Annotated in this window: 13 protein-coding genes; 8 read left to right on the top strand and 5 right to left on the bottom strand. The window is 30.5% G+C overall.

The features are described 5' to 3' along the window. Positions 1-211 precede the first annotated feature (211 nt). The gene (locus ACIQ56_RS06605) at positions 212-676 is read right to left on the bottom strand and encodes a hypothetical protein (RefSeq protein WP_397600278.1); all 465 of its coding nucleotides are present in this window, start codon (positions 674-676) and stop codon (positions 212-214) included. A gap of 453 nt (positions 677-1129) precedes the next feature. Here ACIQ56_RS06605 and ACIQ56_RS06600 point away from each other — a divergent pair, with 453 nt between their 5' ends. Next, positions 1130-1330 carry a hypothetical protein gene (locus ACIQ56_RS06600; protein ID WP_397600277.1) on the top strand — a complete coding sequence of 67 codons (201 nt, stop codon included), beginning with the start codon at positions 1130-1132 and terminating at the stop codon, positions 1328-1330. A 47-nt stretch (positions 1331-1377) separates the two neighbouring features. Here the strand turns inward: ACIQ56_RS06600 and ACIQ56_RS06595 are convergent, their stop codons facing one another. After that, the gene (locus ACIQ56_RS06595) at positions 1378-1815 is read right to left on the bottom strand and encodes a hypothetical protein (protein WP_397600276.1); all 438 of its coding nucleotides are present in this window, start codon (positions 1813-1815) and stop codon (positions 1378-1380) included. 454 nt (positions 1816-2269) lie between these two features. Continuing rightward, entirely contained in the window at positions 2270-4771 is a 2502-nt protein-coding gene (locus ACIQ56_RS06590; protein WP_397600275.1) for a thiamine pyrophosphate-dependent enzyme, read from the bottom strand. A gap of 148 nt (positions 4772-4919) precedes the next feature. Here ACIQ56_RS06590 and ACIQ56_RS06585 point away from each other — a divergent pair, with 148 nt between their 5' ends. Both ACIQ56_RS06585 and ACIQ56_RS06580 read left to right on the top strand, forming a co-directional pair. After that, on the top strand, positions 4920-5624 hold the full coding sequence (locus tag ACIQ56_RS06585; protein WP_397600274.1) for a hypothetical protein: 705 nt from the start codon (positions 4920-4922) through the stop codon (positions 5622-5624). A 22-nt stretch (positions 5625-5646) separates the two neighbouring features. After that, the gene (locus tag ACIQ56_RS06580; RefSeq protein WP_397600273.1) at positions 5647-6375 is read left to right on the top strand and encodes a hypothetical protein; all 729 of its coding nucleotides are present in this window, start codon (positions 5647-5649) and stop codon (positions 6373-6375) included. On the opposite strand, the gene ACIQ56_RS06575 is transcribed toward ACIQ56_RS06580, so the two are convergent. Continuing rightward, entirely contained in the window at positions 6357-8111 is a 1755-nt protein-coding gene (locus tag ACIQ56_RS06575; RefSeq protein ID WP_397600272.1) for a leukocidin family pore-forming toxin, read from the bottom strand. The two genes, ACIQ56_RS06580 and ACIQ56_RS06575, sit on opposite strands and share 19 nt — an antisense overlap. A 273-nt stretch (positions 8112-8384) precedes the next feature. Further along, positions 8385-10850: an ATP-dependent Clp protease ATP-binding subunit gene (locus tag ACIQ56_RS06570; protein ID WP_397600271.1), complete on the bottom strand. Its 2466-nt coding sequence runs from the start codon at positions 10848-10850 to the stop codon at positions 8385-8387. Between the two features lie 401 nt (positions 10851-11251). Here ACIQ56_RS06570 and ACIQ56_RS06565 point away from each other — a divergent pair, with 401 nt between their 5' ends. The 5 genes from ACIQ56_RS06565 to ACIQ56_RS06545 are packed head-to-tail and all read left to right on the top strand — an operon-like array spanning position 11252 to position 16241. Next, the gene (locus tag ACIQ56_RS06565) at positions 11252-12517 is read left to right on the top strand and encodes an ABC transporter permease (protein WP_397600270.1); all 1266 of its coding nucleotides are present in this window, start codon (positions 11252-11254) and stop codon (positions 12515-12517) included. Between the two features lie 14 nt (positions 12518-12531). Next, entirely contained in the window at positions 12532-13785 is a 1254-nt protein-coding gene (locus ACIQ56_RS06560) for an aldo/keto reductase (RefSeq protein ID WP_397600269.1), read from the top strand. A 24-nt stretch (positions 13786-13809) separates the two neighbouring features. Continuing rightward, a complete protein-coding gene (locus ACIQ56_RS06555) occupies positions 13810-14454 on the top strand; it encodes a MotA/TolQ/ExbB proton channel family protein (RefSeq protein WP_397600268.1) in 645 nt (214 codons plus the stop codon). Between the two features lie 3 nt (positions 14455-14457). Next, entirely contained in the window at positions 14458-14877 is a 420-nt protein-coding gene (locus ACIQ56_RS06550; RefSeq protein WP_397600267.1) for an ExbD/TolR family protein, read from the top strand. A 38-nt stretch (positions 14878-14915) separates the two neighbouring features. Next, entirely contained in the window at positions 14916-16241 is a 1326-nt protein-coding gene (locus ACIQ56_RS06545; RefSeq protein WP_397600266.1) for a glutamate-cysteine ligase family protein, read from the top strand. The last annotated feature ends 190 nt before the right edge of the window (positions 16242-16431 follow it).

The following is a 16431-nucleotide window of genomic DNA, read 5'->3' as shown; positions in this document are numbered from 1 at the left end:
CAAAGGGCTTGCTTGTCCATGTTTTCGGAAGATTTTCTGCATGCCTTTTTAAGTACATATTCTTTTTCTAAAAACACATTCTCAACTCTTAACTGGCATCATTATTTTATTCAATAATTTCATATAATATAAACTCATTTTAATATTTAAAGACAAGGTTTTTTTAAAATAAATTATTAAATATATCAAATTAAAATAGATTTAATAAAAATTATTTTGTATTAGAAAAGTCAAACTCATAACAAGGTAGTTTACCCCAACTAAGCTGATTTTTTACATATAAAATGGAGTCAGTTGTAAAATTAAAAGTTGGAGACCAAAATACGCCCCAAAAATTAATTTCAGATTGAACTGCAGGATTTATCACATTAAAAATGAATTCAGATCTTACGATACCATAAAAGGGATTTATTCCTCCATTGATGCTAACGCAAACTTTATCACCTTCAGAAAGGTTTAATAAAAAATTTCCTGTAACACCTTTAAGTCCTGAGCAACCATTTTTAGTACAAACACTACCTAAAAATCCAGTTCCCCAAACAAAATTAACAGAAACATTCGTATCATTTTCTGCTAAAGAATTTGAATAGCTGGAAATATTATTACTTGCAGTTGCAGATAAACATACTAAAGATAAAATGGGAAATATAACTAATAATTTATTTAATAATTTCATATTAAAAACATCCTTTTGATAAAACACCATAACCAAATAAATAGCTACTCTTATTAATTAAAATTATTTAAATAGTCAAAGGTTATTTAAAGTTATTTATACATAATCTAAATAATTTTTAATTATTAAAAAAGTATAATCTGTAATATTTTACAAAATATACTTAATAAAAAGTAATTTTTAATTTAACAGTTCAATTATTTCGTAAAATCCCAGTTTGCACAAGGAAGAACTCCATTTGTATATTGTGTGTGAGCTAAATAAGAATCACCTTCAGTAACTTTGTATATAGGCAAATTTCCACCTGCATTCAGGTTTGAAGAGATAAAATCAATTGTAGTTTTACCGTCACTATTAATTTTAAAGAAGTAGTCATATCTTCCTGTGTAAAAAAAAGTGTATCCTAATTGAGAAACACAAACACTATCACCTTTTTTTAATTTATCTATAAATTTGTCACCATCACTAAGTGCAGAAGGTGTACAGCCATTTCTTGAGCAAACTGTAAAATCAAAAGCTGGAGTTCCTGCATTTAAAAATAAGAAATTTAGAGTAAAATTCGCATCATTTTTTTGCTCAGGCTCAACTGCAAATGCTGAAATGCTTGTTAATGAGAAAAATGAAGCTAGTATTTTTTTATTTAATGATATTTAGAATTCCTTTTTAAAAATATTTAATCATATTGCTTTAATTATCGATTTTTAATTAAAATCGCAAGGGCCTTTGCCCCAAGTAACATTATTCATTGCATAAGATAAAGTTTCTGAAGAGAAATTAAATTTAGGATTCATAAATGTACCCCAAAAATTAATTTCAGAGGGTTCGTTATCTAATTTTACAAATTTATAATTAGATCTAATTATTCCACCATGATTAATTCCACCAATTACGCTTACACAAATAGAATCACCTTTTTTAGCACTTAAAACCTTTTGAGTGAATGCTCCTTGAGCTGAATTACAATCGTTATTTAAACAAACATTTGCTAAAAAAGCCGTTCCAAAAACAAAATTTACGGCAACATTATAATAGTTCACTTCTGTATTATAATTTGTAATATTTGTTTCATTTGCAAAAGTGGATACGCTTGTTAATGCTGAAATACAAGAAATCGATAATAATTTATTTGATATTTTCATAATAAATACATCCTTTAATTAAAAACCATAACCAAAAAAAACAGTTATTCTTGTTAAGTAATTATTTTTAAATAGTCAATAAATATTTAATATAATTTTAATTCATATGTAATAATAATATAAAAGTATAGCTTTATTAAAATTTGTCAAAACGGCATTGTTGTTTTAATTGAATTATTTATATTTCTTATGTAACAACTTAAATTCTGTCTCTTATTAAATTTTTTATTTAATTAAAAATAAAATATTAATATTTATTTTTAGATTATAATTAATAAATTAATTTATAAATAAGTATAATTATGTGAATTATTGCAATTTATTTTTTTCATTAGTTAATATATCTATATTTAAATAAAATATATTTATATAATAGGATTATTTTTATTCATATTTATATGAAGTTTTATATTTTGCTAAATAAAATGAATAGTATAGGTGTAAGATATGGATATTAAAATAACTCTTGTTGCTCTTTATATGGTGTGTTTTCTTCATTTTTTAAGGACATAGCACCCTGTACTTTTTTATTCATAGGAAATAATTCAATATATTTTTTAGGTTCTCTTTCTTGCATAATGCGATAACAGGTTTCAACCATATGCTCTATTTGGGGTTTGCAATAATAATCTCCATCTCTTCCATAGGCACAGCGATTTTCTTTTGCGGATAACGTTCTAGGCATACAGTCAAGGTAATGAAATGCTTTATTTTTTTCAATGGTTTGCTGCATCATGTAAGCACTCGTTCCTCCAGGCAAATCTTCATCAAAAAATAATACGGCATTTGTTTTTTTAATAGATTCTAAAATGGTGGAAGTTAAATCAAATGGAATGAGTGTTTGAACATCAATAACTTCAACGGAAATTCCTATTTTTTCAAGCTCTATAGCAGCATCGTTTGCTACTTTGCAGCAAGCACCATAGGTTACCACAGTAATATCGTTACCTTGTTTTAGAATTTCAGGATGCCCTAAGCAAACCGTAAATTGACTTAAATTGTCTGGAACTTTTTCTTTAAGACGATAGGCGTTTAAGACCTCAATCACCAAAGCAGGGTTGTCGGATTGAAATAAAGTATTATATATTCCTGCTGCTTGAGTCATATTTCGGGGAACACAAATATACATGCCTCTTACGGAGCCTAATATCATAGATAAGGGAGATCCTGTGTGCCAAATACCTTCAAGTCGATGACCTTTGGTTCGAATGATAACGGGAGCTTTTTGTCCTCCTGCTGTTCGATAATGTAATGTGGCAAGATCGTCTGATGCGGTTTGTAAGCAATAAAGAAAATAATCTAAATACTGAATATCGACCAAAGGACGCAAGCCTCTGATAGCAGTGCCAATGCCCTGACCTAATATGGTAGCTTCACGAATTCCTGTGTCGGTGACTCGAAGATCTCCATATTTTGCATTCAAACCTTCAAATACTAAGTTAACATCTCCTAATTTTCCAACATCTTCTCCAATGACAAAAAATTTAGGATTATTTAAAAATAATTGATCAAAACATTTTTGAAGAACAATTCTTCCGTCAACGGATTCTGAGTCGTTTGAATAAATAGGATCTATTTTTGGAATATGAAGAGGAGATTCTTTTGATTCGCTATAGAGTTTATTTTCGTATAATTGTGCATATTTTTTTGAAAAATCAGAATAAAAATTTAATAATAATGTTTTTTCATGAGATTCTTCATTGGATAAAGAAACAATGGCTTTAAATAAATTGGAATGTAAAACTCTGCGATTTGAAGTAACAGAATTTTCAATATTAAAAATGCAATTTTGAATTTTATTAATTTGTTTTGTGTTTTTTAAAACTTTATTTAAAAGAGACAAGGCATCGTCAAATTCTTTTTTAATTGGATTCATTAATAATTCCCAGGCTTGAACCCTCGATTTTTCAACATGAATTCGTTCTTCTTCATCAATATCATTTAATTTATGTAGTGAAGCAATTTTTGATTTGACAATCCAATCACGAAATTTTTTTATACAGCAATACTCTTTTTCCCAGTCAAGTCTTTCTTTAGATTTATAGCGTTCATGGCTGCCACTGGTGGAATGTCCTTGGGGCTGTGTAATATCGATAACATGAATTAATGCGGGTTTGTGTTTTTGTCTTACTTTTTTAGAGGAGTCTAAATAAACTTCACAAAGTTTTAAATAATCCCAACCTTCAACTTGATATATATCTATTCCTGTTCCTTCTTTATCGGATTGAAAACCGGATAACGCTTTTGATATTGAGTTATTTACAGTTTGTAAGCTTCTTGGAACAGAAATACCGTATCCATTATCCCAAATTGACATGAGTAAAGGGACTTGTAAAACTCCGGCGGCATTCATTGTTTCAAAAAAGACGCCTTCCGATGTAGATGCATCTCCGATGGAACCAAAAACAATTTCATTACCGTTTTTTGAAAAATTTGATGATATTTTCTCTAAAGATTTTTCATTGCGATAAAGTTTTGATGCATAAGCAAGTCCTAACATGCGACTCATTTGTCCAGCAGTAGGAGAAATGTCTGATATTGAATTTTTCATATTCAATTGATTTTTAAACATTCCATTTTCATCTAATAAACGAACCCCAAAGTGAGAGTTCATTTGTCTTCCGCCAGAATGAGGATCGTTTTTAATATCAGGATCAGCATATAATTGAGAAAAAAACTGTGTTACATTAACATTACCAAGATACATTTCAAAAGTTTGATCTCTGTAATAACCCGTTCTGAAATCTCCATATTGAAAAGCTCTTGCTGCTGCTATTTGTGAAAGTTCAACACCATCACCAAAAATACCAAAGCTTGCTTTTCCAGTCAGGACTTCTTTTCTGCCTAGTAAACTTGCAAATCGACTTCGGATTGCTAAACGGTAATCTGCAATAATTTCTTCAAAAGTAAAAGAATACTTTCCATTTGGAGATTTCATAATTTGGGTTGTTTCCATAGAAACTCACTCCTATAAACTTTGATATAAATGCATTATCCCAAAAATATGGGATTGCTTTTACATACACATATATGAGAGAATTAAAAAAATCTACCAATGAGCTTCTTTTTTTAAAAAGGAGTGCCTAAACATTTTTAGGAATAAAATGAAAAATATTTTTAGTTTATGCATATTTTTAATGGTAAATTTTTGTATATATGCAGAATCAATGACTCCTCCATCTACATGTAATTATATGCAAATTGATGGATTTCTTTATGATTATCAATTAATATTATCTGATAATTCAAAGAGTTCTGGAAAAACTTATCAAATATTCACAGGCAGACCGGCTTTTGGATTTTGTTTTCAATTAAATGATATAAATATTCGCCCAAATATTGCTTTAAATCCATATAATTCATCTACAGAAGGTTCTCTTTTATTTGGTAGAGAGTTTCATAAAAAATTGGAATTAGGGCTTTATACTTTAGTAAACAGTAGCCAAAAAACTCTTGGAGAAGGTAATTATTTAAATGAAACTTTAGAGTCTAACTTTTTAATAGGGCCTTATATTTTTATTTATCCAAAATTTAATGATGAGGATTTATTTGAATTCTTTTTTAGAGTTGCCTATGAATATGATATCATTCAAAATACGGTAAATAACTCAACAACTCTTATGACTAAAAAAGCGGGTATAAATATTGCAACTCGATTTTTATACGGAATGAAAATAAAAGAACATTTAATTTATTCGCCAAATATTGAATTTATTTATTCATATACTATAGATATGGTTGGTGGAAATATAGCAAAAAATTTAATAGAAACAAAAATTTTACCAATATCCATTCGCTGGGAATTTTAAATTAAAATAAGGGGATATTAAAATGCAATCTCAATTAGTAATAGGAGTTTTAACTCTATCGGGACCTCAGATTTTAATTTCATTTTTAGAGAAAATTACTTATTTTTCTCGAAGTTTTAATAGCCATAATAAAGAATTTTATTTTCCTAATTTTGTTTTTTTTACTTTATCAAATAATATTAATTTTAATAAGAAAATAAATGAAATAGAAACAAAAAATTCTATAAAAATATTGTTAGAAAATTATAATCACGCAAATTTTGATTGTTTTTTAGTTATAGGTAGTAATTCTTGTTATTATATTGATTATATTTCGAGTTTAATTAAAGCCCCAATTATTAACATGGCAACTGAAGTTGCAAAATTAATTTCAAACGATTATAAAAAGCCAGCTTTGTTAATAAATGATGCAATAATGAATCATAGTTTTTATCAGAATGAATTGAGTCCTATAGGAGTTTCTTATTTTTATGATGAAACTTTGCAAATTTTAGTAAATGAACTAGTCATATCAACCAAACAAACAGGACTATCAAATCATTCTAAAAAAATATGGAAAAATATTTATACGCATTGTGAAGAAAATAATTGTGATAGTATTGTCTCAGATTTTTCTGAATTATCATTATTATTAGATAATAAAATTGGGAAAAATATTATTCCAATAATTGATGCAAATGATATTCTTGCTTTTTCCTGTATTAAAAACTGTTTAAATTTAGATTTAAATTATTACAAAAAAGCTTTATAAGCTTCAAATTTAATTGCATTATTTGAGTTTTGATCAACAAGAATATATCTTTTATTCAAATTTATTCCAATAACCTTATTGCTTATAGAATTTAATTGGATATATCCATCTTTATTCAAAATCCATTTTTGACTGTTGTTCATATTGCATGAATTTACTTCGATAAAGTTATCTTGGTTGACTGATAAACAAAAATCATTTTCAATTCTTGTTTTGAATTGTTTTTCTTCGTTATCGTATCCCCAAATTTGTCCTCTACTTTCATCACATTCCGATTCTGTTACGATTTTATTTTTTTGTGCAAGAATGCATTTTGTATTTTGAGTATCTGACATATTTTGTAGTCTAATATTTTGTTCTGCTGCAAAATAGGGAGAACTCCAATCGACTGCAAAGTTTTGAGTAATATCTCGTGTTTTATAATTATCTGTTTCAATACTTACATATGACATAAATCCCAGTGAAGTTTTTTTTCCTAAAATAACTCCTGTTTCTGCATTTGTTCCCATTTCAAAATTTGATTTTCCGACATTATTTTTATTTGTCTTATAGATAGCTTGAAAAGTAGGCGTAAAAGATTTGTGACTTATAGCAGAGAATTTATTTTTATTTGCCGTCCAACTTTTTTTCCATATTGCTTCCGTATAATGACAGGAATTAAAACTTTTTCTGGAGATATAATCGCATATTTTATCATTTACTTTTGAGTCCCAGATCCAACTTGCAATATTATTATAGCTGGCATTTTCTACGGTATATTCTTGGGTAACATAAGAAACATTTCTTGAATCCGAAACTTGAATAGAAGCGCCTAAATTTACAACAGCATAGGGGTGTGCGTTTGATGTTCCTGCATTTAACCCTCCTGAGATACCTACTGTCATTCCATTGGTTTTTGTAATAGATGCTCCTGGGTTTGTATTTTGAGGAAATGTTTCAACTAAATGAACATCTCTGTTGTTCGTATTATTTTTAATCCAAAAATTATATTTATTGGCGTATGGTCCTACAAAATCTCTTTTCGTTAATAAAATATTCCAACGATTAAATCCTTGATTAATCTCTTTGGCAATATGCCATCCTGTACCTCCTTCTTCTTCTGGAGACACTGTTAAAAGAATATATTTAGCATTATCAGTTTTTATCATTAATCCCGTTTTAGGATCTTCTTTCATAGTTGCTTTAGAGCCAGACATATCTATTTTATAATTTAATTCAAGAGAAGCATTTCCATTACAATAATCTTTTGTTTCCTCGTCATTTGAAAATACTTTCATAGGACAAGAAATGTTTTTTTTCACCAAGGAAACTGTTGCGGAAGATATTTCAAAAGTTTCCGAAATTCCTGTATCATTTCTGACAATGGTAGAATTTGTTTTATATGATTTTTTATTTAATTTTTTTAAATATTTATTAAGCTCTTTTTTTGAAGGTTTTTCTTGAAATACAATATATTTTGGACCCTCTTGCATTTTTTTAATTAGGATTAAATTTCCTTGAAAACTAAGTCCTCCTAAATTTTCCATTATAAACTTATGTTTTTCAAAATTTTCATCTTTTTCATTATCAATGATTATTGTTTTATTTTTTTCATATTGTTGTTGATAATTATTTAAATCTAGGATTTCCGTATTTTTATAATTTATTTCTGTTGAATTATCTTCAATATTTTTATTATTATTTTTTATATTTTCTGTTTTTTTCCACAGTTTGAAAATATCAAAGAAAATAGACATGCAAATATCAGTTTATTTTGAATATTATTTTTCATATTTTTACTCCATATTGTGTTTTCGAATTTATATTGTTAAACTTTTATTTTTGCAATGATTATTTTGTAATGATTATTTTTTTAAATTGAAAGAATAAATTGGTATTCAATAGGCTATTTAAAATGTAGCTTTTTAAAAAAAAATATTTTATTGAGTAAAGATATTATAAATAATTATAAAATAAAGTTTCCTTATAATTTTAATTATAAGGAAACAGTAAAAATAGAAATAAATTATTCATTTTTTAGAAAATGTAATAATATTATTTTGATCTTGTTTTGCTTGAATGATATCACCTTCTGCAAACTTACCTTCAAGAAGTTCCATGGAAAGCGGAACTTCAATGAGATCTTGAAGAGCGCGTTTTAAAGGCCGAGCACCAAAATTCACATCCCAGCCCTCTTGTGCAATTGTTGTAACAACCGCAGGATCAACTTCTAGGTTCATATGTTGCTGTGCAAAGAGTCTATTGTTGAGTCTACCGATTTGAATGCTTACAATTCTTTCAATGACATCTTCACCAAGTGCATTAAAAATAACAGTTTCATCGATTCGGTTTAATAACTCAGGACGCATGTGTGTCAGCAATTCTTCCATGACGGCTTGTTTTAATTGCTCATTGTTACGTTGGTCTACGGGTGCTTCCAGAATTCGATGAGCACCAATATTACTGGTCATAATAACGATACAGTTTTGAAAATTAATGGTTCTTCCTTGACCATCGGTTAAGCGGCCATCGTCTAGCATTTGAAGAAGAACGTTTAATACTTTTGGATGCGCTTTTTCAATTTCATCAAATAGCACAACAGTATAAGGTTTACGGCGCACTGCTTCGGTGAGTTGCCCGCCATCTTCAAATCCAACATAGCCTGGAGGGGCACCAATTAATCTGGATACGGAATGTTGTTCCATATATTCAGACATATCTATGCGAATCATAGACTTTTCTGTATCAAATAAACTTTTAGCAAGTGCTTTAGCCGTTTCTGTTTTACCAACACCAGTAGGTCCTAAAAAGAGGAAAGATCCCATTGGTTTATTTGGATCCTTAAGTCCACTTCGAGTAAGACGAATGGCATTGGCAACAGAACGAAGGGCGTGATCCTGTCCAACAACAGTTTCGCGGAGTTCGTCTTCTAATTTTAATAAACGTTGGCGCTCTGCAGAAAACAATTTATTTAATGGGATTCCTGTCCAAGTTGAAACAACGGTAGCAATGTCTTCTGCATCAACCTCTTCTTTTAAGTAAACAGAACTTTCATCCTGTTTTAAGTCTGGATTTTCAGATGAATTTTGAGTTAAATTGCGAAGTCTTTCTTGAAGTCTTGGCATTTCCCCAAATTTGATTTCACTAGCACGAGCGTAGTCTGCTCTTCTTTCAAAATCTTCCATTTTGACTCGAGCTTGTTCTAAATCTTTTTTGAGTTTATTAATTTCATTCACACTTCCCTTAGCCAATTGCCATTTTTCACGAAGTTTTTTAGCTTCTGTTTCAAGATCTCGCAATTGATTTTCAATATCCGTTTTTCTTCCAAGGGCTTGATAATCTGTTTCTTTAGAGAGAACAACAAGTTCAATTTTGTAGGATGAAATTTTACGATCAATGGTATCAATTTTTTCAGGGACGCTATCCAACTGAATTTTTAATCTACTGGAAGCCTCATCAATAAGGTCAATGGCTTTATCTGGTAAAAATCTATCCGTAATATATCTGTCAGATAACGTAGCAGCAGCAAGTAAAGCGTTGTCTTTAATTCGGATTCCATGGTGAATTTCGTAGCGCTCTTTTAAGCCTCGTAAAATAGTAACGGTATCTTCAACACTTGGCGGATTGACCATGACAGGTTGGAATCGACGTTCCAAAGCGGTGTCTTTTTCAATAATGCGGTATTCGTCTAGAGTTGTTGCACCGATACAACGCAATTCACCGCGTGCAAGAGCTGGTTTGAGCATATTACCTGCATCCATGGATCCTTCGCCGCCACCGGCTTTTACCATCGTGTGAATTTCGTCGATAAAAAGAATTATTTTTCCAGCAGCATCTTGAACAGCTTTTAAAACAGCTTTTAAGCGTTCTTCAAATTCACCTCTAAATTTTGCTCCGGCAACCATAGCAGAAATGTCTAAACTCAAAAGCTTTCTATTTTTTAGGGTTTCAGGCACGTCACCACGAATAATACGTTGTGCTAAACCTTCGGCTATAGCTGTTTTACCTACGCCTGGTTCCCCAATTAAAATAGGATTGTTTTTAGTACGACGTGATAAAATTTGGATCACACGACGGACTTCGCTATCGCGTCCAATAACAGGGTCAAGTTTATTTTCTTCTGCGAGTTTGGTTAAATCACGAGCGTATTTATCAAGAACACCTAATTTATTTTCTGGGCTCTGGTCAGTCACTTTATTGTTGCCTCTTATGGTTAAAATTGCTTTTTGAAGGGTATTTGTGTCTAAATTATATTTTGAAAATAAATTGGCTACCGAAGGCTGTTTACAGGTAGGTGCCGCAATTAAAAAATGCTCAATAGAGATAAACTCATCTTGCATTTCTTTTTTAAATTTATCGATAGATTCCATATAAGAGGATAAAAAAGGTCCACTTGTAGGCTCATTTCCTCCAGAAACCTTGGGAAGGAGATCGACAATTTTTTTTAATTCATTTGATATTGTTGGTATTTTTAAACCTAGATGCTGGCAAGTCATACGGATGATTTCTTCTTCTTCCGTAAAAATGACTTGAAGAATATGAGCTGGCGTAAGTTCAGGGTTGCCATTTTTTTTTTGCTATTGTATGCGCTTCATTGATAGCATTTTGAGCGCGGTGAGTCAGATTTAAGGCCATGTTGATTATCTCCTTGAAATTTAGGGAGTTCTAAAATGTTAAATTTTAGAGAGAAGTATTTGGCAACTCCTATCATTTTAAGATTTATCCAGTGAAACCTTTGTCAAGACCTCGTAACAAGAAAGTAGTAAATATCTTTTTGAAAGCAGCCTCTTTAAGAAACAAAAGAATATGGTAAACCATCGTTTGGGAAATGCTCCAAAATATCTTATGAAGTTTTTTGGTGTTATGATGTTTTATTTACAAAATGAGGTTAATGGAAGTGAATCTTTTATTTAGGCTTGCACTTAATTTTATTTGCAAAAAAAACTCAAAAGTTTTGAGCTTTACTTCTTTAGTTTCTATTGTAGGAATATCATTTGGTGTTGCTGCTTTTTTAGTGGTGATTACAGTTTTAAATAGTTTTCAATCCGAAATAAAAAATATCATTTCATCTGTTAACCCTAATTTAATGATTTATTCTTCTTCAGGTATTAATAATCCGAATGAATTTCAAAAAGAATTAAAAAAATTAATAAATGTTCCTTTAAATTCAATGAGTAACTTTATCTATCAAGAATCTATAATGGGCTTAGGAAGGCAAACTTCTGCAGTTTATATTAAGGCAATAGAAGGAACAAAATCTTCTTCTGCGTCGAATTTAAATCCATATATGCATCCTAAAAATGCACTTCAGACTTTAGATGTTTCTAGTAAACTTATAGATAAGAAAAGAAACACATTAGATGAAGGAAATAAACCAGAAAACTTGCCTCATGTTATTTTAGGAAAAGAATTAGCTGAAAATTTAGATGCAAAGATAGGTAACACTGTAACCTTAATGACGTTTGGCACGGAGAGAAATACTTTGGGTGTTCGTTATAATAAATTATATGTAACAGGTATTATTGATACTGGACTTTCTGAAATTGATAAAAAACAAGTGTTTATGAATTTTGATGACGGAATTAAACTATTTGGTTCTCATAATTGGGCTAGTGGAATTGAAATTAGTATGAAAAACCCAGATCAAGCATTAATGATTTCCAAAAAATTAAATTTAGAAATTCCTTATAATGTCATTTCATGGCAACAACTTCATACAGGACTTTTTGAGCAAATTGAAAGAGACGGAACCGCAATTCAATTGATTGTTCTCATTATTTCATTTGTAGCGGGATTTAATATTATTGTTACATTAAGTTTAACTGTAATGGATAGAGCAAAACAAATCGCATTATTAAGAGCATTAGGTGCAAAAAAATCTTTAGTAATTAGCACTTTTGTTTATTCTGGAATTGTTTTAGGAATATTTGGATCTTCTTTAGGTGTAATCTGTGGACTTATCATATTGAAAATATTTTCAGGTATTTATTTAGGCGATTTTCAAAAGTTTTATTACCTTGAAAAAATTCCAGTTCATATCGATATTCAACTCATTATTTTTGCATTTTTTACATCAATTTTTTTATCCTTTATTGGAGCATTATATCCCGCGTGGAAAGCATCGAGGGTATCTCCAATGCATGGCTTAAATCAAGGAAACTAGAAAGGTAATATTTTATGACAACTCATATTGGGTTTGCTACGTCTCAAGGGACAAAACCTTCAAGCCATTCATTAGGTAGAGTTTTTGAATCGAGAAGAAGAGTTCTTTACAATGGAGGGCCTAGCGTAACACCTGTTGGATTTGGTTCTTATCGCATTGGTTTTTCTAAAAATTTAGGATTTCCAGATTGTGTAAATGCCCTTGAAAGTGCTCTTCGAAAAGGATTAAATTTAATTGATTCCAGTTCTAATTATGGACATGGGCAATCTGAAATGTTAATTGGAAAAACAATTACGAAATTAATAAATGAAAATATTATTAAAAGAGAAAATATTGTTGTTGTTTCGAAAGTTGGCTATATTCAAGCTTCAAATATTGAATTAGCAAAATCCAGAGAATTACAAGGTAACGGATTTCAAGAAATCAGTAAATTTGGAGAAGAAACATGGCATTGTATTCATCCCGATTTTATTTTTGATCAAATTGAACGTTCTTGTAGTCGATTAGGCCTTGAAACAATTGATGTTTACTTACTTCATAACCCTGAATATATGTTAAAAAGATTTGAACTTGATGGCATGGATGTTCAAGAAGCAAGAACTTTATTTTATAGTCGCTTAAAAGAAAGTTTTATTGCACTCGAAAAATTAGTTTCTGAAGGAAAAATAAAAGCATATGGAATTAGTTCAAATAATTTAGGGGCTCCTCAAGAAGAATATTCTTCTGTATCTATTAAAAAAGTTCATGAAGTCGCAAAATCCATATCTGAAAATCCAAATTTTAAAGTGGTTCAATTTCCAATGAACTGGATAGAAGTTTCACCAGCATTTTATGACATAGAAGATCTAGGAGAATCCACTCTTTCCTATGCTCAAAAGAATGACATTGGGGTTATGCTAAATAGACCTTTTAATGCCATGTTTAATGACGGGCTCATAAGATTAACAAGACCGCAAGTAAACAAAGAAGAAATGAATAAATTAGATGCAGGTATGAAACTAGGACTTGAAAATTGGTCAAAATTAGCTTCCGATTTGGAGCGTCTTGCTAAAGAACAATTAGCAGATGTATTGGGTTACGACGATGCAACTTTATCCCAAATTGTAGTTTCAACGTTAGCTTGGTATCCTGGAGTCACAAGTGTTTTATGTGGAGTTCGAAAAGAACATTATGTTGATGATGTAGAACAAGCTCTAGCTCGTCCTTCATTGCCAAGAGCAAAAGAGCATTTGTATGGTATTTATGAAAACCTGGAATTTAGCACTTAGTTTGTTTTAAAATGGAGAGTTTATATGAATCTTACCCAAGAATTTTCTAAATTTGCTCTTGCAACGGGTCCGCAATGGGTAATGTATTTGTTAATTGTTTGTAGTGTTATAAACGTAGCAATTATTATTGATCGTATTATCTTTTTTCAAAAAATGAAAGGTGATTTTGCTGAGTTTATTAAAAATTTAACGGAACGATTAAATTCTTCAGAGCCAATTGAGCAAACATCTGCATGGTGTTCTGGGCAAAAAATGCTTGAGGCTAATGTTGCTGCTGTAGGTTTAGAGCGTAGTAAAGATAATTTAAAAGCAGCAGAAGAATCTATGAATGCAACTATGATTGCGGCTAAAACAAGATTAGAAAGAGGAACTGTTATTCTTGGTACTTTAGGAAGTAACACCCCTTTTCTAGGATTATTTGGAACTATTATTGGTATTATTGAAGCCTTTCATGCTTTATCAACAGCTGCTGCTCCTGGTCCTGAAGTCATTATGGCGTCCATTTCTGAAGCACTTGTTGCGACAGCACTTGGAATTTTAGTTGCTATTCCTGCTGTTGTTTCTTTTAACTTTTTCAATCGTGCGATTAAAAAGAAAATGGCTAATAGTGATGCCACTTCAAGAATTGTAATGACCCATTTAGGCTCTAATCAAAGAAAAGGGGGCTAAAAAATGGCTGGTAAAATTGGTGGTGGTGATGAACCCATTGTTGACATAAATATTACTCCATTTGTGGATGTTGTTTTAGTTTTGTTAGTTATATTTATGGTAACAGCACATTTTATTGTAAATAAAGGTATGAAACTCGAATTACCAAAAGCAGTTACAGCCGAGCAATTACAAAATCAAAAAACGTTCAATATTTCTATTAATAAAGATGGCGAATTTATGCTTGATGGAAAAATGGTAACAATAGATCAATTAAAATTAGCGGCGCGTGATGCCACTCAAACTAAGGCGAAAATTGTTGCTATGATTAGTGCTGATAAAAGTGCTCTTTATAATTCTGTAGTTATTGCAATGGATGCTCTTCGCTCGGAAGGGGTATCAGATTTCGCTTTACAACTTGATCCCGTCACACAAAAAAAATAAGATGAGGCTCCAATTGCCCTTTTTATGGAGCCTGAGCAATGCTAAATCAAAAAGCTTTAATGAATGAAAATATATGTTCCCGAGTATGGACACAGCCTATTAAAGGAACAAGAGAAGGTAACGAAAAAATTGGGCTAGAAATGGAAATGCACGCCTATGATTCAAATACCCTGGCTCCCATTGGAACAAATGGTTCAAAAATGGATGTGCAAATATTATTAAAACGTGTAGCTGAAATATCTACTCCTATTAAAATTAAATATGATGAATCATCATCTTTAATTACAGATGTTTTTTTTAAACAAGGTGGAAATATCAGTGCAGAACCAGGTGGACAAATTGAGTTTTCATCGGCGCCTTACGAAAGATTATCTGATTTAATTGAAAACGTTACAAAAGGATTAAAAATTTTAGAAGAAGCTTCCGATGGCGAACTTGTTTTTTTATCGCATGGAACAAATCCTATTGCAGCAGAAGATCATCCTTTAGTACTTCCTAAAGAACGTTATCAAATCATGACTCGTTACTTTGAATCGGCTCCTCAGGTGCGCGGTGTTGATATGATGAGACATAGTGCTACCGTTCAAGCAAATTTAGATATTTTTGGAGATGAAAATTGGCAAGATGCGGTTGATCTTATTTTAGTTTTAGTTCCAATCACACAAAATTTGTTTGCCAATTCTCGTTTTTTAAAAGGTAAAAAAAGTAAATTTTATTCGGAAAGACAAGAAATTTGGAATCAAATGGATCCCACTCGTTCTGGTATTCCAATAAATATGCCTTTTGCAGAAAATTCGGAATGTGCTTATGCGGAATGGGCACGTAAAGCAAACGTATTTTATGTGGAAGGATTGTCTATAAAAGATCAGCCCTTATATAATGAACTCACTTTTGAAAATTGGTTAAAAAATGGATATAAAGGCATTTTTCCAGATATAACAAGTTGGGAAACCCATTTGGGTACGTTATTTCCTCATTTGAGATTGAGAGATTTTCTTGAAATACGTCATATAGATGCTCAACCGTTTGAACATACTTTAGCCCCCATTGCTTTCTTTCATGCTCTTGCCAAAACCAAAAAAATTAGGCAAGCTGTTTGGGATTTACTTAAGAAAAATAAAGTAGATGTAAAAAATGTTTTTAATTCAAATTCAAGTTTTTCACACTTATATAATCCTTTATTAGATTTTGCTGTTGATATTTTAAATCAACATAAAGAATTCGAAGGTATGAAAGCTGTTCTTGCCTATAAAAACTTTCTTCTACTAAAAGAGTCTTATTGGGAAGCGAATAGTGCAAAAGAATTTGTAACAAAAAATATAACTTTTAATCCTTCTCAAGAGTTTCTTAAAAATCTTTTGTAAATTTAATTTTATATATTAAATTTCTATAGAAGGTATAAAGAAAGTGCAAAAAAAGAATAATTAATGCCAGTTAAGATTTGAGAATGTGTCTTTAGAAAAAGAATATGTATTTAAAAAGGCATGCAGAAAATCTTCCGAAAACATGGACAAGCAAGCCCTTTGTTAAACGGACTTTGGATGCCGTTTGAAT

It is taken from the genome of Silvanigrella sp. (assembly GCF_044369315.1).
GTDB lineage: Bacteria > Bdellovibrionota_B > Oligoflexia > Silvanigrellales > Silvanigrellaceae > Silvanigrella.
The sequence above is the reverse complement of the archived record's forward strand: the minus strand, read 5'-3'. Positions and strand labels throughout refer to the sequence as shown.